The sequence below is a fragment of the Psychrobacillus sp. FSL W7-1493 genome (assembly GCF_038004905.1).
Lineage (GTDB): Bacteria > Bacillota > Bacilli > Bacillales_A > Planococcaceae > Psychrobacillus.
This window is the reverse complement of sequence record NZ_JBBOSB010000001.1, coordinates 421,796-442,447: the sequence shown is the minus strand read 5'-3', so window position 1 is coordinate 442,447 and position 20,652 is coordinate 421,796. Positions and strand designations below refer to the sequence as shown.

At 36.4% G+C, this 20,652-nt stretch carries 21 protein-coding genes and 2 pseudogenes; 6 read left to right on the top strand and 17 right to left on the bottom strand.

Annotation, left to right across the window (positions count from 1 at the left end):
- Window positions 1–154 precede the first annotated feature (154 nt).
- Window positions 155–1,728, top strand: a protein-coding gene (locus MKX96_RS02270) for an IS3 family transposase (RefSeq protein WP_340881672.1) whose coding sequence is annotated in 2 segments (ribosomal slippage) — window positions 155–788 and window positions 788–1,728 — 1,575 coding nt in all. Because the reading frame shifts where the segments join, the coding sequence is not laid out codon by codon here.
- 135 nt (window positions 1,729–1,863) lie between these two features.
- Here MKX96_RS02270 and MKX96_RS02265 read toward each other — a convergent pair.
- The 3 genes and pseudogenes from MKX96_RS02265 to MKX96_RS02255 all read right to left on the bottom strand — a co-directional run.
- Window positions 1,864–2,472 carry an alpha/beta hydrolase gene (locus tag MKX96_RS02265; protein WP_340885839.1) on the bottom strand — a complete coding sequence of 203 codons (609 nt, stop codon included), beginning with the start codon at window positions 2,470–2,472 and terminating at the stop codon, window positions 1,864–1,866.
- A gap of 72 nt (window positions 2,473–2,544) precedes the next feature.
- Window positions 2,545–3,564: a beta-carotene 15,15'-monooxygenase gene (locus tag MKX96_RS02260; protein WP_340881670.1), complete on the bottom strand. Its 1,020-nt coding sequence runs from the start codon at window positions 3,562–3,564 to the stop codon at window positions 2,545–2,547.
- Window positions 3,565–3,928: 364 nt separating this feature from the next.
- Window positions 3,929–4,135, bottom strand: a pseudogene (locus tag MKX96_RS02255) (hydrolase); the annotation flags it as partial.
- 386 nt (window positions 4,136–4,521) lie between these two features.
- Here MKX96_RS02255 and MKX96_RS02250 point away from each other — a divergent pair.
- Window positions 4,522–4,689, top strand: a pseudogene (locus MKX96_RS02250) (hydrolase); the annotation flags it as partial.
- A 396-nt stretch (window positions 4,690–5,085) separates the two neighbouring features.
- On the opposite strand, the gene MKX96_RS02245 reads toward MKX96_RS02250, so the two are convergent.
- Window positions 5,086–5,460, bottom strand: a complete 375-nt coding sequence (locus tag MKX96_RS02245; protein ID WP_340881667.1) for a DUF3221 domain-containing protein — start codon at window positions 5,458–5,460, stop codon at window positions 5,086–5,088.
- Window positions 5,461–5,472: 12 nt separating this feature from the next.
- Window positions 5,473–5,943: a hypothetical protein gene (locus MKX96_RS02240; RefSeq protein ID WP_169358464.1), complete on the bottom strand. Its 471-nt coding sequence runs from the start codon at window positions 5,941–5,943 to the stop codon at window positions 5,473–5,475.
- Window positions 5,944–6,327: 384 nt separating this feature from the next.
- Here MKX96_RS02240 and MKX96_RS02235 point away from each other — a divergent pair, with 384 nt between their 5' ends.
- A complete protein-coding gene (locus MKX96_RS02235) occupies window positions 6,328–6,702 on the top strand; it encodes a nucleotide excision repair endonuclease (protein ID WP_340881664.1) in 375 nt (124 codons plus the stop codon).
- Window positions 6,703–6,738: 36 nt separating this feature from the next.
- Here MKX96_RS02235 and MKX96_RS02230 read toward each other — a convergent pair whose 3' ends face one another.
- From MKX96_RS02230 to MKX96_RS02220, 3 genes are all read right to left on the bottom strand, one after another.
- Complete coding sequence (locus tag MKX96_RS02230) at window positions 6,739–7,731, bottom strand: NAD(P)/FAD-dependent oxidoreductase (RefSeq protein ID WP_340881662.1); 993 nt, start codon at window positions 7,729–7,731, stop codon at window positions 6,739–6,741.
- A 34-nt stretch (window positions 7,732–7,765) separates the two neighbouring features.
- Window positions 7,766–8,155, bottom strand: coding sequence for a thiol-disulfide oxidoreductase DCC family protein (locus MKX96_RS02225; protein WP_340881661.1), 390 nt, complete (start codon window positions 8,153–8,155; stop codon window positions 7,766–7,768).
- Between the two features lie 158 nt (window positions 8,156–8,313).
- Window positions 8,314–8,793: a TraR/DksA C4-type zinc finger protein gene (locus MKX96_RS02220; RefSeq protein WP_340881660.1), complete on the bottom strand. Its 480-nt coding sequence runs from the start codon at window positions 8,791–8,793 to the stop codon at window positions 8,314–8,316.
- A 130-nt stretch (window positions 8,794–8,923) separates the two neighbouring features.
- Here MKX96_RS02220 and MKX96_RS02215 point away from each other — a divergent pair, with 130 nt between their 5' ends.
- Together MKX96_RS02215 and MKX96_RS02210 are read left to right on the top strand one after the other, a co-directional pair.
- The gene (locus tag MKX96_RS02215; protein WP_340881658.1) at window positions 8,924–9,550 is read left to right on the top strand and encodes a YfbR-like 5'-deoxynucleotidase; all 627 of its coding nucleotides are present in this window, start codon (window positions 8,924–8,926) and stop codon (window positions 9,548–9,550) included.
- 87 nt (window positions 9,551–9,637) lie between these two features.
- Complete coding sequence (locus MKX96_RS02210) at window positions 9,638–10,282, top strand: GntR family transcriptional regulator (RefSeq protein WP_340881656.1); 645 nt, start codon at window positions 9,638–9,640, stop codon at window positions 10,280–10,282.
- A gap of 471 nt (window positions 10,283–10,753) precedes the next feature.
- Here MKX96_RS02210 and brnQ read toward each other — a convergent pair whose 3' ends face one another.
- The 8 genes from brnQ to MKX96_RS02170 all read right to left on the bottom strand — a co-directional run bounded on the left by brnQ (window position 10,754) and on the right by MKX96_RS02170 (window position 18,088).
- The gene (gene brnQ, locus MKX96_RS02205; RefSeq protein ID WP_340881654.1) at window positions 10,754–12,091 is read right to left on the bottom strand and encodes a branched-chain amino acid transport system II carrier protein; all 1,338 of its coding nucleotides are present in this window, start codon (window positions 12,089–12,091) and stop codon (window positions 10,754–10,756) included.
- 217 nt (window positions 12,092–12,308) lie between these two features.
- Window positions 12,309–12,686 (bottom strand): Na+/H+ antiporter subunit G, encoded by a 378-nt coding sequence (locus tag MKX96_RS02200; RefSeq protein ID WP_340881652.1) that lies wholly within the window; start codon window positions 12,684–12,686, stop codon window positions 12,309–12,311.
- Window positions 12,664–12,948: a Na(+)/H(+) antiporter subunit F1 gene (locus MKX96_RS02195; RefSeq protein ID WP_169358455.1), complete on the bottom strand. Its 285-nt coding sequence runs from the start codon at window positions 12,946–12,948 to the stop codon at window positions 12,664–12,666. The genes MKX96_RS02200 and MKX96_RS02195 overlap by 23 nt, the downstream gene beginning before the upstream one ends.
- On the bottom strand, window positions 12,949–13,431 hold the full coding sequence (locus MKX96_RS02190; RefSeq protein ID WP_340881649.1) for a Na+/H+ antiporter subunit E: 483 nt from the start codon (window positions 13,429–13,431) through the stop codon (window positions 12,949–12,951).
- Between the two features lie 18 nt (window positions 13,432–13,449).
- Window positions 13,450–14,934, bottom strand: coding sequence for a Na+/H+ antiporter subunit D (locus MKX96_RS02185; RefSeq protein ID WP_340885837.1), 1,485 nt, complete (start codon window positions 14,932–14,934; stop codon window positions 13,450–13,452).
- Window positions 14,927–15,265, bottom strand: coding sequence for a Na(+)/H(+) antiporter subunit C (locus MKX96_RS02180; RefSeq protein WP_251553286.1), 339 nt, complete (start codon window positions 15,263–15,265; stop codon window positions 14,927–14,929). The genes MKX96_RS02185 and MKX96_RS02180 overlap by 8 nt, the downstream gene beginning before the upstream one ends.
- Window positions 15,265–15,690 carry a Na(+)/H(+) antiporter subunit B gene (locus MKX96_RS02175; RefSeq protein WP_340881645.1) on the bottom strand — a complete coding sequence of 142 codons (426 nt, stop codon included), beginning with the start codon at window positions 15,688–15,690 and terminating at the stop codon, window positions 15,265–15,267. Before MKX96_RS02175 ends, MKX96_RS02180 begins: the two co-directional genes overlap by 1 nt.
- Window positions 15,677–18,088, bottom strand: a complete 2,412-nt coding sequence (locus tag MKX96_RS02170; RefSeq protein WP_340881643.1) for a Na+/H+ antiporter subunit A — start codon at window positions 18,086–18,088, stop codon at window positions 15,677–15,679. The genes MKX96_RS02175 and MKX96_RS02170 overlap by 14 nt, the downstream gene beginning before the upstream one ends.
- 504 nt (window positions 18,089–18,592) lie before the next feature.
- Here MKX96_RS02170 and MKX96_RS02165 point away from each other — a divergent pair.
- Window positions 18,593–19,276: a histidine kinase gene (locus tag MKX96_RS02165; protein WP_340881641.1), complete on the top strand. Its 684-nt coding sequence runs from the start codon at window positions 18,593–18,595 to the stop codon at window positions 19,274–19,276.
- 108 nt (window positions 19,277–19,384) lie between these two features.
- On the opposite strand, the gene MKX96_RS02160 is transcribed toward MKX96_RS02165, so the two are convergent.
- Entirely contained in the window at window positions 19,385–20,542 is a 1,158-nt protein-coding gene (locus tag MKX96_RS02160) for an MFS transporter (protein ID WP_340885836.1), read from the bottom strand.
- Window positions 20,543–20,652 lie beyond the last annotated feature (110 nt).

Below are 20,652 nucleotides of genomic sequence, written 5' to 3'. Positions count from 1 at the left end.
TCCTCTTCAAACAACTAAAGTAGAAAGTTTTTCATACAGGAAACGGATCGGCCTTATAATAAAGTAAAAACGTGAAATCGAGTTTTGATATGCTCCCCAATAGGTAGACAGATGAAAAACAAAAATCTGTTTACCTGTTGGGGGGTATTTTTTTATGGCGCGGAGTAAGCATACAGTTGAACAAAAATTAACCGTTCTCCAACTGTTAGAGGATGGAGAATATACATTAGAAGAAATTTGTAGAATGCATGAATTAACCTATACTACACTTTACCGTTGGCAAGCGAAATATAAAGCGGAAGGATTAGAGGGGTTGAAGGATTCACACACTTGGAAACCTTACTCAAAAGAACTGAAGGAAGCTGCGGTACAAGATTACACCCGTTATGGATTAACCATTAATGAAATACTCGCAAAATATCAAGTGAGTAGTGATTCTGTTTTGTATGGTTGGATTCGCAAGTATACTAGTCATAGCGAATTAAAAGACTCAAGAAAAGGAATGAGTAAAACTATGACTAAAGGTAGATCAACAACGGTAGAGGAACGCATTGAAATTGCACAATATTGCTTTAACAATCAACGAAATTATCAAGCAACTGCAGAAAAATATGGTGTTTCGTATCAACAAGTGTATAGCTGGGTGAAGAAATTAGAAACAGCAGGCGTAATGGCATTAAAAGACGGTCGTGGGCGCACGAAATCAATGGAAGAATTAACAGAAGAAGAGAAATTAAAATTACGCATGCAACAAATGGAACGTGAAATGGAACGCTTGCGTGCAGAAAACTTATTCTTAAAAAAGTTAGAGGAAATCGAGAGGAGGCGTTAATCAGTCAAATTCGCTTACAACAGTGTTATCTAGCGATTCAAGAACTACATACAGAGGAACATATTCCGGTTATCGTCTTATGTAAAATCGCTAAAATTTCACGTGCTGCCTATTATAAATGGTGCGCGCGCACCTCATCAAAGCGCGAACAAGAAAACGAAGCTTTATTAGAGGGGATTCGCCTACTATACGACCAGGTTGATGGAATCTATGGATACCGTCGTATGACGCTGACGATCAATCGTTATCGTAAAGTGGCAGGCTCACCTACGTACAATGAAAAACGAATTTACCGTTTAATGCGTATGTATCTAATACAATCTGTCATTCGTCGAAAACGAAAAGGATATAAGAAATCTACACCACAGCACGTTGCAGAAAATCTGTTAAATCGCAATTTTAAGGCTTCTAAGCCAAATGAAAAATGGTGTACAGATATTACCGAATTCAAATATGGTGTCGGAAGAAAAGCATATTTAAGTGCAATTATTGATTTACACGATGGGTCAATTGTTGGTTATAAACTAGGTAAGTCCAATAATAATCGTTTAGTTTTTGACACGATTATTCCAGTGATAGAACAATTGCCAGCTGGCGCCTTCCCGATGATTCATAGTGATCGTGGCTTTCAATATACTTCGAAGGGATTTAAACGCATCGTAGATGGCGCTAAAATGACGCACAGTATGTCTCGAGTTGGCCGTTGTTTGGACAACGCTCCAATCGAGAATTTTTGGGGTACACTGAAGTCAGAAATGTATTATTTGCGGGAATTCCAGTCGTTTGAGGAATTAAGAAAAGCAGTTGATGTGTATATTTACTTTTACAATCATCAACGTTATCAAAAACGACTAAACGGCCTGAGCCCTCTAGAATTCAGAGCTCAAGCCGCTTAGTTCAATTTTTATTATTTCCACTGTCTACTTGACAGGGAGCAGTCCATTTTCCGGTTTCACGTTTTTTATTGAGAGACTAGTTATGTCCCAGCCTCTTTGTTTTTTATAAAATAGTTAGTTCACAGGTCAGTTCCTCTAGAAATTTGCTTTATACCATTCCTTTGCAGCTTGTACTTCGCCTTGCGTTAGCTGATGGCCGTAATCGTGCCAATGCATCTCCACAACTGCCCCTGCATTTTGCAATAAATCCCGTAGTTCTTCAGATTCTACCGCCGGACACATAAAGTCATTCTTTCCTGCCCCAATAAACACAGGAGTACCTGACATGACTGGTAGCTCTACCCCACGCCTCGGCACCATCGGATGATGGAGAATCGCACCTTTTAAGACATCCTTATATTCAAATAAAAGGTTCCCTGCAATATTGGCTCCATTAGAATAACCAATTGCTACTATCTGCTTACGGTCAAACTTATAGTTTTGAGCAGCTTCATCTAAAAAGTTCTTCAATTCTTCTGTACGAGCCTGCAAGTCCTCCAGATCAAAAACCCCTTCCGCAAGACGTTTAAAGAAGCGTGGCATTCCATTTTCTAGCACATTCCCTCGCACACTCAGAATATTAGCTGAGCTGTCTATCTCTTTTCCTAGTCCAACTAAATCATGCTCATTACCACCTGTACCATGCAATAACAATAAGGTCGGTCTCGAAGAATCCTCCCCTTGAAAAAATAAATGCTTCATAATTAAAAGCTCCTCTTTTATCTCGAATTTGAGATAATTATAGCCAACATATATTTTCTAGTCAAACAATGCGCTTTACGTTGTTTCTAATATTTCCCTTAGCCTTTGTGGTTCATCTACTCGGATGGCAAAGTGCGTAACTACTTTCTCCTTCCCCATGAACATTGTCGCCTCTATAGGTTCATGCAAGTGGATTAAGGCCTGAGGTTCTAATGGTTCAAAATCACGATACATGAATTGAAGTGTATGCTTATCCGGAGCAGCCGCACCCCATTCTACATTCTTGATCAGATGTAGCGGCACAACTATTCGAGCACTAAGTCCTTGTGTCACATATAATTTACCATCTTTTACCTCAGCAGGGTGTAGTCGAGTTACTTGAATATCAGCTAAGAAATAGAAAACACTATAAATATTAAAGACCAATAACACTAATGACAGGAGAATCGATTTGTCATGTAGCCACCAATGAAGTCCAATTGTCTCTATAATAATTGCATGTATTATCATTACATTAAAAGCGATGTAGCTTGTATTTTTGTGTAAAGTAACTATATTTGGATGACTAGGAGCCTTCTTTTTCCACGTAAAAATTGCATAATAAAACATTAAAACTTCAGATGCAATGATACGAATAAGAATATTTTTTGTGACTATCTGCTGAATAGAAGGGATGAAGCTAAACAGTGCTGAAGTCTTCATCTCAGTCATCTGAGCCCTAATTTGGGGAATTTTATAAATGACTAGAATGATTAAACTTAGCTCTGCCACAATTAATAGTGCTTCAAAAGCGATTCCGAGATATAGAATTCCTTTGAATGGTGAAAACAATTCAGAGGGTATAAAAAATCTAGCAATAACTAGCCCACCAACCATAAGACCAATTACTTGTTTGAGGGAAATCTTAAAGTTTGCATAAACTAGTAAAGGAGCAACGATTGCTAAATCTATAAGAGACCCAATAGCAACTCCGCTATTAAGCTGAAGTGAAAAGAAATCCTGCACTTGTGGACGATACAATAGAAAATTAGAAAGAACTACAAGTAATAGAAAAGCAAATGCTATATTGGCAGTCTGTGTTTTTCGATAAATCAAATCCATCCCCCCTGTTTTTAGTTATATTTTAATTATAACTTCCCTTATAATCTAAACACTACCAAAATTAGTTAAATATTCAAAAAAGGAGCACAACTTTGTGAACATTCACCAAAAACAATTAAAAGAAAGAATTCTAGCCTCTCAAGGAAAAATAATAGCTGATTTCGTTCTTCGTCATGCAAAGATAGCAGATATATATTGATGAGAATGGAAATTAGCAGACATTGGAGTGCCGAACTGGTAGATGTAGCGGTGGATACAACTGGAGCTTTTGTCGCAAAACCTAAGGAAGATACTTAAAGAATTTTAGCCAAGTAAAAGGTAAAAGGCCTCTTCCATAAAGAAAGAGACCCTTTATAACTCAGTCTGCTTCTATTCGAATAGCTTGAATAAATTGGCAGTCTATGATAAGTGTTGATCCAGTTTCTGTTGTTGGATCATTAAAGAACGCACAGCAATTATTCTGGTCTAGGTTAATAAAAACAATATCTTCTAATACCTGACCACCTGATAAAAATACATCAACTTCAGTTTGAGTTTGTAATCTTCTTAATTGATCACAAGCACAACCATTACATTTATCGGAATGTTCTTTTTTCTTTTTGCATTCCTTACACTCATTACCCTTGCTACTTCTCTCACTAAAATAATAACTCATATTCAATACCTCCTTTTAGATTTGTAAAGCTTAACCTTACATTAATAAACTATGATTTCAGTATGAAATTTGCTTGTACAATCTGGTATGTGAAAATAAATAAGATTTATTTAGTAGTTTCACTTACTTAATGACTATGTTATAGGTAAGGGTTGATTTTTCGTGAGGTGGTATTGTATGTGAAATGTTACACTTCAACTACCAGGGCAGGTTAGTTGAAGAATAATTTGGAAAGCAAAAGGGTTTTAAATATGTTTATTGAACTAATATAGATGATTTATTAAGGGGAGAGTATTTTGGGTTCAAGAATAATGCACTCGATTATTGGGGGAAAAATTGCGGAGGGTTTATCGATGGAAGATAAAACATCATTTTTGCTTGGAAGCATTGCTCCAGATGCAGTTTTTTCACACGAAGAAAAGAACTTTTCACATTACTTTATAGGTGAAGTGCATGATTATTCCTCCTTGTCATACAATTAACCGGTAACCCCTATTCCTCCATGTAGTATCATAGCTTCGCTTGTTATACGAGATCAGAGTCCCAACCAGCCTCAATCATGTTTCTACAAGTAGGGGGCGAACTGTTTAGTTGACGGGATCATTAGCCCCACGGGTGCTTACGTTCTACCCCGGCTACCGCAATCATATATCGATATAAAAAAAGGTCAACCAGAAATATCTGGCTAACCTTATAATACGAACGGGTGCTTTAGTAAAAAAGGACATTAAAATAAAATAAGCTTGGAGAACATAGCCTAGCTCATTTTTTTATGTGCATTTTAAATCAACTTATCTTTAACATAGCTTACTTAATTAAAAAAATTCCCCATAGCAATTAGCACTATGGAGAACTTTAGATTATTCTTCTACTTTTTCAATCGTTTTAGCTTCACCTGATGCTGGATGAGATTCCTTTAGGGATTCATATCCGACTTTGACTACATCATACAATTCTAACTCATTGCGCTGAGCCATCGAAATATTAAACCAAGTAGCACTTTTCCCAGCTTCTAGTGCTTCTTCTACCGATAAAGTGCGCGCTTCATCTTCACTTAAATCTTCTATAACAAGAATACCACTGTCCTTCGTGTCTATAATAATCCCAGTGATATAGCCAATTGGCTGTGCTTGAGTAGGATTATTCTCAAAGAAGTTCATGATGAAGTAAAAGGTCGTTCCAATAGCGATGAGTAAAATCCCAATAATAATTACTACCGTTGTTTTACCTTTCATACAAAAACCTCCTTATCTTTTTGCAGTAAGACGGAAGCCTTCTTCTAAAAGATATGCTTTTGCTTCATTGTAGGTGCCAAAGCTCTCCTCTAGGTTATAGCCATGGTAGACATTCCAAAGAGTATCCTCTTGTAAAAGAGTTAGCTTAGAGCTTTCTTTGTTTGTCCATTCCTCCTCTACTTCTTCATCGATCAATTCCTCTTCCTCAGTCGCTAAATAGGCAATAGAATCTTTAATCATTTGGCGTAGCTCATCCGCTGATACTTCTCTAATATTAACTAATCCTTTTTCTTTTGCTTCATATTGCGGAAGATCTCCAACATACACAAAGCCATTGCCATTAGGATGTAGATGGTAGATTACAGTTGTTTTATCATATAAGCTTTCTTCATAATGGTAGTTAACTCGTTTCATCGATACTTCTTTACGTGTTAGTTCGGGAAACTCTTGAATAATTGCTTCTTTCTCTTCAAATGTTAGCATATGATTCCTCTTTCTTTTCTTATCTTTAGTTTATTATTATAGCATAAATTCTACCCTCTTCGTGTCCACCACTCTGCTACTATTATAAAACAAATGACAACCGCAATTGCCACAGCAAAAAACCAATCAGGTATGCTTCCCAATTTTATATCCTCCTAACACACCCGCACTATCTACGGCGAATATATTCTTAGTCTGTTCAGGAGAAACAACTCTCCTTCTATTCTAGCCGGGCTCTACCTTATTATCCTTATATTACTATACTTGTTCCTATCGCTCATATTCACTTTATCTTACTTCAAATTTAATCCCGTCTCTTGCGAATAGATATTACTGCTAAAATGTGATAAACTAAAGGACAGACAATAAGAGGACGTGAGAGAAATGATTAAAATTGAATTACCAAAACCAACCGTTACTATTACACAACGCACGCAAGCACTTAAAGAAGGAGAAGTTGAAATCCCATCTATCTTTGGATTTATCGACTTCCACCAAATCCCTCGTGATAAAGGCGGCATCTTTATGTTTTATAACAAAAATGATGAGCTGTTATTCGTAGGAAAAGCCCGTAAAATTCGTCAGCGCATAAAAAAACATTTTGAAGATAATGTTTCCCCGATGATTAAACATCGCGACGAAGTATACAAAATTAGCGTTTGTATTATAGAAGAGCCTATGGATCGTGAAATATATGAAACATATGCAATTAATACCTTAAAAGCTAAATATAATATCGATAAAGTATTCTATAAGTAAGAAATCTCATGCCTCCTAAACGAGGCATGGGATTTTTTATTTTGTTTCTTCAAAAATACTCGTACTGTGCTTTGGCTGCACTCTTGCCTTCGGATCTAATGATGCCTTAATATGGCTAATTGCATTAGGGACTTCCCCAAAGCCTACCGCTATAAGCTTTACTTTACCAGCATGTGTACAAACGTCACCTGCTGCATATATTCCTTCTACGCTTGTTTCCATCTTTTCATTCACTATTACCGAATTTTTCTCCATCTCCAGTCCCCAGCTTTTCAGTGGTCCGAGAGATGCTACGTTGCCATAGTTAACTAGTACATGGTCTACCGGGATTCTTTCCTCTACCTTATCCTTGCTGACTACAATCACTTCTTTAATACGATCTCCATCGCCAATTAGTTCATTGACCGCGTAGGAAGTTTTAACATGTACTTTTGAACCTTGAAGCTGTTGTACGGATTTTTCATGTGCCGTGAATTGCTCACGGCGATGGCAGATAGTTACTTTTGAAGCAATATTCTCTAACATTAACGACCAGTCTAGTGCAGAATCTCCACCGCCCAGTACTAATACATTAGAATTTTGAAAGTCATTTAAGTCTTTTACTTTATAATATAAATTTTTACCCTCATATTCCTTAGCTCCCGGCACAGTTAATTTACGTGGCTGAAATGAACCTACACCAGATGTGAGAAGGATAGTTTTAGAATAGTGAAAACCTTTGTCAGTTTTCAATATAAAATATTCATCGTGTTTTTCTAGCTCGTTTGCGGTTTCCTCTAAACATATGGTCGGATCACTATAGGAAGCCTGTTCAACTAAATTTGCCACTAAATCCTTTGCCAATATTTTGGGCAGGCCACCAATATCATATATATATTTATCTGGGTAAAGCTCCATTAGCTGTCCACCTAGCTCTGGAAGGCTATCAATTATTTTCACCTTTAAATCACGGAGCCCCGCATAAAAGGATGCAAACAATCCAGTTGGACCTCCCCCTATAATTGTTACGTCATACACTTCATGTTTCATGTTGAACAATCACCTCATTAATCTATTATTTACTTTATAAGAAACGGCTTCGTACTTCTGGAGAGGGTATCATACAGCTCTCCTTTTTACCAAACCAACGATAACGATTTTTTGCGATGAATTTGTAAACACTATTTCTAATGGGTTTAGGAACGAATCTGAAAATATAAAGATACTTCCATAAACCTTTTAAATTTTTACACACTCTTAAAGCCCCATCGGAAAATTTATAGACTCTTTCATCTTCTATCAAGATGAAACTATCGATGTGATTAGAAATACCATATTTATCCTTCAATTCCACTCCCGCATCACTTTGAAGTGCAGCAAACTTAAAATAACCACGAGTGTCTCGTTTTATTATAAATTGAACACTGGAATCACAAAAATTACATTCTCCATCAAACATAACGATAGCTGCCATTTAATATTCCCCCCTTGCTTCTAGTGTATCAGAAAGAATTTGGACTGTTAAATGACAGGGGTTAAATTCCCTTAAGACTTTTGACGGAGATAATAGAGCGAGTAAAAACAGAAAAAAAGATGCCCAATACAATTTGGAAATGGCATCTTTTCATTAGTTTATTTATCTTGCGGAGTATCTGATGAGCCATAGGACTCTACATCGTCGAAGCTATTACTGTAGTCTCTAAGTTCTTTTTCTTCCTGTTCTACTGGACGGTCTGTATCAGGCTTTAATATATCTTCTTCGACTGGACGGAAGTCCTCTATCTCCTGTTGGGCATCCTCAATACAGGTTAATGCTGTTGGCTTAGCTTCTAACCGTTCTATAGGGATTTGCTTGTTACATACCATACATTTTCCGTAAGTTCCCTCATCCATAGCCTGAAGCGCAGCCTTAATATCTTCTATTTCCTCTTCATTATGCTTTCGTATAGCTAGTCTCGTATGCTGATCAGTTAAATCCGTTGCATTGTCTGCAGGATGATTATCGTAGTTCGATAACTCCGTTGTTTCAAATTCCTCATCGCTATTTAAACTTTCCTCTAATTCTTTGAATCGGTTAAGTAATTGTTCTTTTAATTTTTCATATTTGGCCATGTTAATTCCTCCTTAGGTTAGTATTAGGATTACCCGAATGTAGGGAAAATAAAACTAAATAGGGTTGCTAGAGTTTCTATTACATAAAATACGGATATTTAAGTAATATATAGAGAAGGAGTGATTGTAAATGGGAATTCATCGTTTTTTTATGAGCATGAACGAATTAGAAAGAATTATACGAGCACCAGGAAGATTCAAATACGAAGAGCATAATGTAGCAGCTCATTCTTGGAAGGTCGCACAATACGCTATGTTCTTTGGAACTATAGAGGAAAACCATGGAGCAAAAATAAACTGGAAATCATTGTATGAGAAGACTATTAACCACGACTTTGCAGAAATTTTTATCGGTGATATTAAGACACCAGTTAAACATGCTTCTCCTGAATTAAAGCAAATGCTTTCGCATGTTGAAGAGAAAATGATGGAAAAATTTATACTGAATGAAATACCTGAAGAATTCCAACCCGTATTTTTTGATCGAATGAAAGAGGGTAAGGATGAAACTATTGAAGGTCGTCTACTGGAATTGGCAGATAAAATGGATCAGGTTTATGAAGCCTTTACAGAGCTACAGCACGGCAATACAGATCCGGAATTTATCAAGATGTATGAGACTGCATTAAGAAAGATTTTACACCTACCACTTAAAGAAAGTGTTACCTATTTTAAGGAAGTCATGCTACAGGATATTATTGCAGAGGATTCAGTCATAGACGTGAAAAATATTACGTTAAAAATTTTAGTAGAATAAGGAAAATTTTTCAATAAAACCTGCGATATATTGCATAATATAGTGTATAATATGAAACAACTAATACTTTTTGAAGGAGGTTGTTTTATGCCTATACCAATTGACCATACCAAACCAGTACGTACTACCGCTAAGCTACATGCGTTCAATCAGCTACAACAATGGATTATCGATGGTACTCTTCAACCCGATGAGAAGCTAAACGATATAGAGCTAGCACAAGCTTTAGGTGTTAGTCGTACACCAATAAGAGAATCACTTCAGCTACTGGAATCCCAGGGCTTTGTATCCATGCAACCAGGAAGAGCAACACAGGTAACTCCTGTGGAACCGGAGGACATTTATAATTTACTCCCTCCTTTAGCAGCATTACAAGCGCTAGCAGCTGAACTTGCAACTCCTAATATGGACGAAGAAATTTTAAATATGCTCGAAGAAAAAAATAAAGAATTCGCAGCTGCCCTGCAAGCTAAAGAATTTACAAAAGCACTAAGAATTGATGAAGAATTTCATCAGCTGATTGTGGATCGTGCGAATAATCCATACATATTCTCTATGGTAGAAATGCTCCAAGCTCATGTAAGAAGACTTTATTATTACGAAAAAATTAATTTAAGAGAGCAATCTATTGAACAACACCAAGAGTTAATTCAGTTGTTTAAAGATAAGGACGTTTCTAGGCTTACAGAAGTAATGCGCGCTAACTGGATTTATACGATAGAAGAATTTTAGTTACCTTAAAAAAATAGCTTTGTTAAAGTTATTGGTTGATTTTGGATAGACATTGCGTTTTTATACTGACTGTACAATTTTAAATGGCTAGTTAGAACATAATTAGATTATAGCGTGTGGTTGGAGTCAGTTTTCCGGTATTATATATGCGAGTAATTTATAAATAGAGTTTATTGAAATACAGCCCTACTCCATTTATTGATTGGAGCACCAGACGGCGACTCCTGTGGGATGAGTGAGACAGTTAAGACATCACAACCGCGCGCGTAAGCGACGGGTGATGGCTTAACGCTCACCCCACGGAAAGCGTCCGGCTGGCGCGGAAATCAATACTACTATCCGATTTAGAAAGCATCCTAAATCAATCCTAACCTTTAACATAGACAAAAAAATAAAGACGTGAAATCAAATTGCTGATTTCACGTCTTTTAATTTATGGACTTGTTATGTCCCGGCTTCTCAAATTTAATATTATCTAATTACCCTAGCAATAAGAGATGTTATAACAGTGATGACAATGAAAGGAATGACCCAGCCAAGTCCTACACCGTAAAATGGTAATATATTGTCATACAAGTTTAGAATTGATTGTAACCATCCAAAATACTCTATTTCTAAAGACTCACATAGCGCTTTCAATCCATCTACAATACTGATTAGGAAAGTAAAGAACATAACCACTACGTATACTAGCCTTGAATGATAGAACAATGGTGATAAAAAAGCTAGCAATATTAAAACTATAGCCAACGGATATAAAAGCATTAGTACTGGTACAGAGTATGTAATAATATTCGCTAAGCCAAAGTTAGCGATAACACATGTAAATACACTGAAAACGATTACAAATACTTTATAACTTACAGCAGGTAACAATGTATGGAAATACTCAGCACAAGCAGTGGTTAAGCCAATGCTCGTTGTTAAACAAGCTAAGATGATTACAATGGCTAATAGAATAGCTCCAAAGGAACCAAAATAATGCTCGGAAGCTGCACTTAAAACAGGACCTCCAGTATCCATTATCCCAAACAAATCAACAGACGTAGCTCCAAGATATCCAATACCAGCATAAATTATTCCTAAGAAGAAAATTGCAATGGCACCAGACTTAGCCGTAGCTACTAAAATACCTTTTTTAGAGGTGACACCCATTGCGCGAACTGCATTAATGACAATAATCCCGAAGACTAAGGAAGCCAAAGCATCCATTGTATTATACCCTTCTGTAAAACCTGTCATAAAGGCATTATTAACGTAACTTCCCTGCGGTGTACTAAAATCTCCCATAGGCTTGAATATAACAAAGACCAATAAGATCAGTAGCCCTATTAGTATTCCTGGAGAAAGGTATTTCCCCACATTATCTACAATCTTAGATGGATTCAAGGAAAGCCATAATGTAAGACCAAAGAAAAGAACTGTAAACACGAACAATCCGATTTGTGTATATTCAGAATTTACAAAGGGCATGATTCCAATTTCATATGAAACAGCACCAGTTCTAGGCAATGCGAAAAAGGGACCGATTGTTAAATATAGTAAAGATGTAAAAACAATAGCAAAAATAGGGTGTACTCGACTAGACAGTTCCTGTAAATTTTTACTTCCAGAGAAGCCCATTGCTAATGTCCCTAAAAATGGGAGTCCAATACCAGTTATTAAAAATCCTATTATAGCAACCCATAAGCTTGTCCCAGCATTTTGTCCAAGGCTCGCCGGGAATATTAAATTACCTGCTCCAAAAAATAGAGCAAATAACATTATTCCAATAACTAAATAACTTGAAAAGGATAATTTATTGTCCAAATGAATTGCCTCCTGTGATTTAAGAAATACTCATTTCTTCTATATTGTCATATTGTAATGAAAAAATGTGTTAAATGATCTTTCATCATCACTTAAATGTTAATAATAATCATGATAATACTATGTATTTATGCAGAATGCAATATATTATAAAAAGTTATAGAATAATTGTTTAATTTAAACAAAAAAGAGTTAGCCAATAAAATAACTTCATTAGCTAACTATTTTTAGCGTTTTCATCTTCTTCTTCAAATAAAATTTCTGTTAATGAATTATCAGAAGAATTTTCAGCCAATTCCACATTTGTTCTATATGCTGCCCTCGTCAATAGATGCCCTGCAACAGGAGCAGTTAAAAACACAAATAAAATACCTAATATTAATCTAATACTCACAAAGCCGTCATGAACCCAAAAATATACAAACGCTCCCGAAAGAGTTAGTAATACTGCAACTGTAGAGCTTTTTGTAGCAGCATGTGAGCGGGTGTAAACATCAGGAAGCCTAATAATTCCTATCGCACTAATAACACTCATTATACTTCCTAAAAGAACTATCAGTGCTGCAAGCAACTCAACTATCTGACTTACGCTCAATGATAACACCCCTCTCAATATAACGAGAAATAGCAATCGTACTTATAAATGCTAATATTCCTAATATAAGAATTGCCTCTAGAAAGGCTTTTGTCTTAAGTACAATCGATACTATAGCAATTATAGATATCAAGTTTACCCCAATCATATCTAAAGCTACGGCTCTATCTGGCATGGAAGGACCCTTTATAATTCGAAAAAGTGCTATTCCTATGGAAACTGCAAATAACGAAAGTGATAATACTAGTATTTTCTCTACCATTTAACGGGTCACCTCCATAATTGCTTTTTCAAATTTCTTTAATGATCGTAAAACGTCTGCTTTTGAGGTTTCCATATCCATCGCATGAATATAAAAAGTATCTCCTTCTGGATTTACTTCCATTACGACCGACCCCGGAGTTAAAGTAAGTAATAGTGCAAGCGTCGTAATCTCCCATTCACTAGATAGCTTAGTCTTATACGTAAAGATCCCTGGCTTAATCTTAAGCTTAGGACTAAGTATCTGTTTACTAATCACAATACTAGATGTAGCCAATTCCCTGTTAAAGATAAAGATCAATTTAAAAATTGAAAATAGACGCTTCAGATAAAACTGTGTTCCAAAAAATCGGTGCATGAGGAACACAATTCCAATACCAACGAAAAATCCGCTTACAAAGGTTTGTAATTGTAACTCCTCTGTGTCCATTAGTAAGGTCCACAAAAATGCTATGAATAAATTAAGTAGAAACTGTGCTGGCATTATATATCACCCCTCCCATTACTCTTCTCTGCCTAGAATGGCATCAATATATATGGAAGGATTGGTCAGCGTATTTGCTGCATCACTAACATACACCGATACCACCTCTGCTCCCAGACCGAGTGCAAGCGTTCCAATACCTAGTAAGAATATTGGAAAAATCATGCCAAACTTCAAGGGTGTTTCATCTTCTAGACTGATAATAGTTTCACCGAATATGGAATTTAAAAATATGCGAAGCAACGAATACAGAACTACTATACTCGAGAGAAATGCCAAGGCTAATAATATATAAGCCCCTGATTCAATTGCCCCTTGACCTACCAATATTTTTCCTACGAAACCGCTAAGCGGCGGAATTCCAGCTAGGGAACAAGTCACAATGAAAAACATCCAACCAAGTAACGGATAGTTTTTAATCAAACCGCTTATCTCATCAATTCTTGTTTTACCTGTTAAAGAAATCATTGTACCCACCAATAAAAATAGCATTGCCTTAGCAATCATGTCATGCATGATATAATATATAGAACCTTCAATAGCAACAGTAGTTCCTATTGCTAAACCAACAAGCATAAACCCAACAGCAATTACGACATTATAAGAGGCTATCAAGCGCATATCCTTGTAGGCAATTGCTCCCATACATCCAACAATGAGTGTGATACCAGCCATAATACCTAGCAGCGTGTGCGTTATAAAAGGATCATGATAGAAAATAATCGTAAATGTACGGAACAAGGCATAAATACCAACCTTTGTTAGAAGAGCTCCAAATAAAGCAGCTATTGCCATAGGTGGCGCACTATACGAACCTGGTAACCAAAAGAATAGTAATAATCCCGCTTTTACGCTAAAAACGACTAGAAACAGTATTCCTATAGTGGTTAACAGGGGATCTTGTCCTGCTTCAGCTACCCTCTGTGATAGATGGGCCATATTAAGCGTCCCAAGAGAACCATACAAATAAGCAAGTGCCAATAAGAAGAACCACGAAGCAACCACATTAATCACTACGTATTTAATAGATTCTCTTAGCTGCCGCTTTGTGCCGCCTAAGGTTATTAATACATAGGATGCCAATAGTGTAACTTCAAAACAGACAAACAGGTTAAACATATCACCTGTCAAAAATGAGCCGTTTACCCCAGCTAACAGAAACAACACAAACGGATAAAAGTACATCTTCTCGTGTCTTTCTCCAATAGAAGAAAAGGCATACATCATACAAAGGGTAGTTACAATACTTGCAGTCAATACCAGCAACATGGAAAAGGAATCTGCCACAAATAAAATTCCAAATGGAGGCTCCCAGCCGCCAAAGTCTAATCGAAGAATTCCTTCTTTTTGTATGGTATTCAAAGTATATATACTAATTCCGGTAATCGAAAGCAAGGTCACTAAAGTAATGATACGTTGCAATTTAACTTGACGATTAAAAAATACTAATAAAACTCCTATCATAATAGGAATGATTAAAGGTAAGACAATAATATTATTCATCATTTGTTCCTCTCAATGCATCCAGGTCATCTGTGCCAATGTCCTGATACGCTCGGTATGCAAGAACAAGTATAAAAGCTGTTACTGCAAAACTAATTACAATAGCAGTTAATATCAAGGCTTGTGGCAGCGCATCCGTATAAGGTGCGTTTGCTTCCTTTAACAAGGGCACGTTCCCTCTTTTTAAATCTCCCATAGTCAATATAAGTAAATGAGCTGCATGAGATAATACTGCAGTCCCTAAAATGACTCGAATTATATTACGAGAAAGGATTAGATAAGTAGCAACGGCAACTAAAATACCGATTAATATAACCATAATTGTTTCCATTAGCTATCATCCTCACTTATGCTTAAAATTATCGTAACGAGCACCCCAACTACCGTTAAGGCAACTCCTGCTTCAAAAATCGTGACAGTTGTTAGCTCTGTTTTACCGAAGATCGGCAAATCAAAATAGGCGAATGTTTGAGACATGAATGGAACCCCAAATAACAGGGAACCTAAACCTGTCCCAGTAGCTAATAATACTCCTACAGCAGCTACGAGCTTAAAGTCTAAAGGAAGACTTTTTTGAACGTTTTCGATCCCATTTGATAAGTATAGAAGAACGAAGGCAGAAGCTAATACCAGTCCTCCGATGAAACCCCCACCTGGTGTATTATGACCCGAAAGAAATAAATAAACACCAAAGGTTAAGATGATAAAAACACCTATTTTAGCAACGTTACGAAGAATAACATCATTGATTTTCACTGTCAGTGTCCTCCTTTTTCGCTCTAAGCTTAATCATGGTATATATACCTAAGCCTGCTATAAAAAGAACAACTACTTCTAGCATCGTATCGAACCCACGGAAATCGCCTAATATCGCGTTTACAATATTAGCTCCTCCCGCTAAGTTATATGCATCTTCAAATAGATAAGAAATCCGTTCGAACTGATCATAGTTCAACACTGACAATCCGACTAAAACTACTACTAACCCTACTCCAATTGATATAATGGCATTCATATTCTTAGTTTTTGATGATACTTTTTCTTTTTGCCAATCCGGTAAATGTGAAAATGCCAAAAGGAAAAGTGCAGTAGTAACCGATTCCACTACCAATTGTGTTAATGCTAAATCTGGAGCTCTAAATATTACAAAGAAAATAGCTACGGTATAGCCTAAAACCCCATTTAATAAAGTTGCAGTAATTCTAGATTTTGCAAATAACATGGCTAAGCTAGCAATAACCATAATTATCACTAAAATAATCTCGTATGTCCTAAACTTTGCACTTGGTGTTGTATCGAATGAAAAAGCACCCGAAATTAGTAAATATCCACCAACTGTTGCTATAAAGAAAATATAAATATACATAAGATAATCTCTTAAATAGCCTGTCATATAACTTTTTGTCGTAACTGTAGACTGCTTCTCTGAAAAGCTTAGAAAGTTCATATATAAAGCATTAAAGGAGTATTTCTGCGGTAGGATGTTATAAATTGGTCTCCAATATCTTAAAACTTTAAAGAGAAGAAAACCTACTATTATTACTCCGATTGTCATCTGTAACTCCGTATTAAAACCATGCCAAGCATAAATGGAAGGTGTTAGCTTCTCCGGATCTCCAAAGGATGGGTAAATACTAGCCATTGCCGGCTTTAGTAAATAATTACCAACTAAATTGGGAAAGAAGAATATACCTACTACTAAACCTGTTAGGATAGTTGGTGAAATAAGCATACCAATTGGTGCTTCATGAATTGGTTTATCCAACTTTTCAGGCTGTGCTTTCCCTAAAAAAGTTTTAAAGATGAAAACCATACAATATATAAATGTTAGTACACTCCCCACCCAAGCAATAACCGGGAATATTACACCCCATGACTGCAAGGAGAAAACATCTGCTTCCATTATCGAAATGGTGGCTGTAAAGAACATTTCCTTACTTAAAAAGCCATTAAAAGGTGGAAGTCCTGCCATCGATAGACTTCCAATTGTAGCAACTGTAAAGGTAATTGGCATAAAGGTCATTAGTCCACCTAATCGGCGAATATCACGTGTTCCGAGTTCGTGGTCAAGTATACCAACGACCATAAACAGCGCACCCTTAAAGGTAGAATGATTAATCATATGAAATAGCGCAGCAAACGTAGCCTGCGTATAGATAACAGACTCCTCAGAATAGCCATATTGTAAAGCAACAGAACCAAGACCTAACAGGCTCATAATTAATCCAAGCTGACTAACTGTAGAGAAAGCTAGTAGTGCCTTTAAATCGGTTTGCTTCACCGCGTTAAAGGAACCCCAGAACATGGTGATCATACCAACGATACTTACTGTCCAAAACCATACTTGATCAATACCGAAAATCGGCGTAAAGCGAGCTACTAAATATATACCTGCCTTAACCATAGTTGCCGAATGTAGATACGCACTGACAGGGGTCGGTGCTTCCATGGCATCCGGTAACCAAATATGAAACGGAAACTGTGCAGATTTCGTAAAGGCACCTAATAGGATTAAAAGCATGGCTGGCAAAAATAAATGGTGATTTGTTATTTCCAAGGTCATTGGAATGATTTCTCGAATACTGAATGTTCCAGTCATTGTATGGAGCATGATGAATCCAACCAGCATCGCAATACCACCACTAACAGTAATAAGCAGTGCCTTTTGTGCCCCTTGTCTAGATGCATTTCGATGGCTCCAAAATGCTATTAATAAGAACGAGGATACACTGGTTAGTTCCCAAAATACATATAAAACCATTAAATTATCAGAAAATACAACGCCGAGCATGGCGCCCATAAAGAGCAGTAAGTAGCAATAAAAGTTATGGAGAGATTCCTTACTAGAAAGATAAAAAATAGAATAAATTATAACTAAACTACCTACACCAGTAATAAGCAAACCTAATATGATACTTAGACCATCTAAATAAGTGGTGAAATTTATATCCAACGAGGGGATCCAATTGTATGTATTAAAGTATGTTTTTCCACTTGCTACAGAGGGAATAAAACTTGCAAGCATTACAAACAAAATGGTCGGTACTAACAAGACAAGCCAGCCAATATGTATTTTTTTAAAGTATCTATAAAAGACGGGTATAATCGCAGCTATTATAAATGGGAAAATAATAGCAAAGTTAATAGAAAACAATTGTTAACCTCCTATTTCCATATATTGTATGAAAATTCTATATAGAAAGATTTATTTCATTTGAAAGAGAGACTTGACTATTAGGGTAACTAGTTGCATAATAGGATTCCATATGGGGTTCATATGATAATCAGCAGAATAAGAGGTATAAATCATAGCCGTTACTTTGGCATGATTTTACGTTAATATAAATGGCTAAGCTAGAATAACTATTTTAGTATTCGGTAGCCTGATCATAGAGGGTAAAACCAGTGCATAAGAGACTAAGTCTTACAATCTCTTCATGCAGTATTAAGGAGAAAATTTCAATATTTAAAGAAGCGTTTTTTTAATCTTTTTGACTCCTTAACGGTAATTAATAGTATATTCTTGTTTTTCCTAAGTAAATTATACACTAAACCGCACTTCTCTGCACTTATAGTGTTTACTATAGCTTATAATTTGCATTATTTTGTACATGTCACTAGAATAGATGAGACTAAGATAAATGGGGTGTAGACAACCGTGAAACGCACAAAAGGTAGGATGGATGAAAGTATACTTGTCTGCGTATACTATGGACCAAATGGTGAACGACTTATTAGAAGAGGACATAAAATGGCTAGTATTATGGACTGCCCTCTTTATATATTAACTGTGGATCCACTTCCATACGATGCTTTCGATGCAGAAAAGTCAGGTTACGTAGATCAATGGAAAGCATTAGCAGATGAACTTGAGGTGGAAGAATTTATCATTCGTGATAATGAAAAACGCCCATCTCCTAAGGTGATTAAAGAAGTTGCACATAACCTGAATATTACTCAAATAATTATTGGACAAACTGCTCAAAGCAGATGGGAAGAAATTACTAAAGGGTCGTTTATGAATGTCTTGCTAAAAGAAATCCCTTTTGTCGATTTCCATGTAGTATCGGTTGAACGTGCTATAAAAGATGAAGAAGAAGGTGTCTTTGAAAAAGGTGTAAGAGCCTATTTAGTGAATGATGGAGACACTTATAAGGTTTCCTTTACTTGTGCTAAGAACATGTGCCAAGAAGGAATATTCTTCAAGGAAATAGGGACAGATTTTGATAACGGGATTTTTAAATTTATGCATAATAACAAAATGCAGCAAGTCCATATCCAAGACAATTTAGTTACAGACCCTTCCCAAGTACCCGATGATTGTACACTAAAAGCAAGATAACATACTAAGAGAAACCTTTAACAGCTTAAGAGACTGTAAACCAACTCAGAAATTTACGAAGTTGGTTCACAGTCTTTTTGTTTTGTATGATTTAAACTTTAAATTACGTCACTCTACAACCTTGCCATCCTTCGGCAAAGCAAATGCGACTACTCCTAGTAAGGGAAGAAGCGATACTACCACCATAGTAGAATAAATCCCGATGTAGTCCATAAGAATACCAATAAGAACAGACCCTAAGGCACCCATTCCAAATGCCAGTCCAACTGTAAGACCTGCCATCGTACCAATTTTGTTTGGCACTAGTTCTTGGGCATAAACAACTGTCACTGAAAAACTGAGCATGATTAAAAATCCTATTAAAGTCAGCAATAATAAAATAGCCCAAACTGGCACATAAGGTAAGACAAGACAGAAAGGAATTGGGATAACCGTTGAAATGACTATCACTTTTTTCCTTCCAATCTTATCTGCCATAGGACCTCCAAAAAATGTCCCCACTGCTCCTACAGCAAGAAATAGGAAAACAATTAGTTGACCTCTCTCCGTAACAAAATTGTAATTCTCGGTCAGATGAAATATATAAAAGCTAGTAATATTCGTTACATAAAAAGAACGTACAAAAATGATGATCATTAAAAGTCCAAGAGCGATGCCTACTTGTTTCTTAGTTAAAGCAGGTAACGAAGATATAAATGCTTTTTTCTTAGCTGCCAAATTCACCTCATTCAGCTGCGCCTTGTACCAACTTGAAATTTTGCTTAACATGAAAATCCCAATCGCCGCCACAATTAAAAACAATGCAGCTCCCCTTTGCCCTAGTGGAATTAGGATAAATGCACTGATAAGAGGGGCTAATGCTTGTCCGGAGTTTCCTCCCACCTGATAAATAGACTGAGAAAGCCCTCTTTTATTACCTGCTGCCATATAAGAAACTCTAGACCCTTCAGGATGAAAGACCGCAGAGCCTAAACCCAAAAACAATACCGCTATAATTATTATCCAATAATCCGTTGCAAAGGCAAGCCCGACCACCCCAATAAAAGAACTTACCATTCCTAGAGGAAGTGCATAAGGCATTGGCTTTTTGTCGCTTATAAAGCCTACAACTGGCTGTAGTAAAGAAGCAACCATATTAAGTGCAAACGAAATGAAGCCTAGCTGAGTAAAGGTTAATCCAATTTCATCTTTTAAGATTGGGAACATGGCTGGAACGATAGATTGTAGCGTGTCATTAAATAGATGGCATATGCCCATTGCTACCATAATTGGATAGATAGGATTTCCCTGTTTAAGCTGCGATGTTTGCGACAATTTTGCACACTTCCCTATCAAAATAGTTAGTTTCATTATTATATCGTAAAATCTTTGATTTT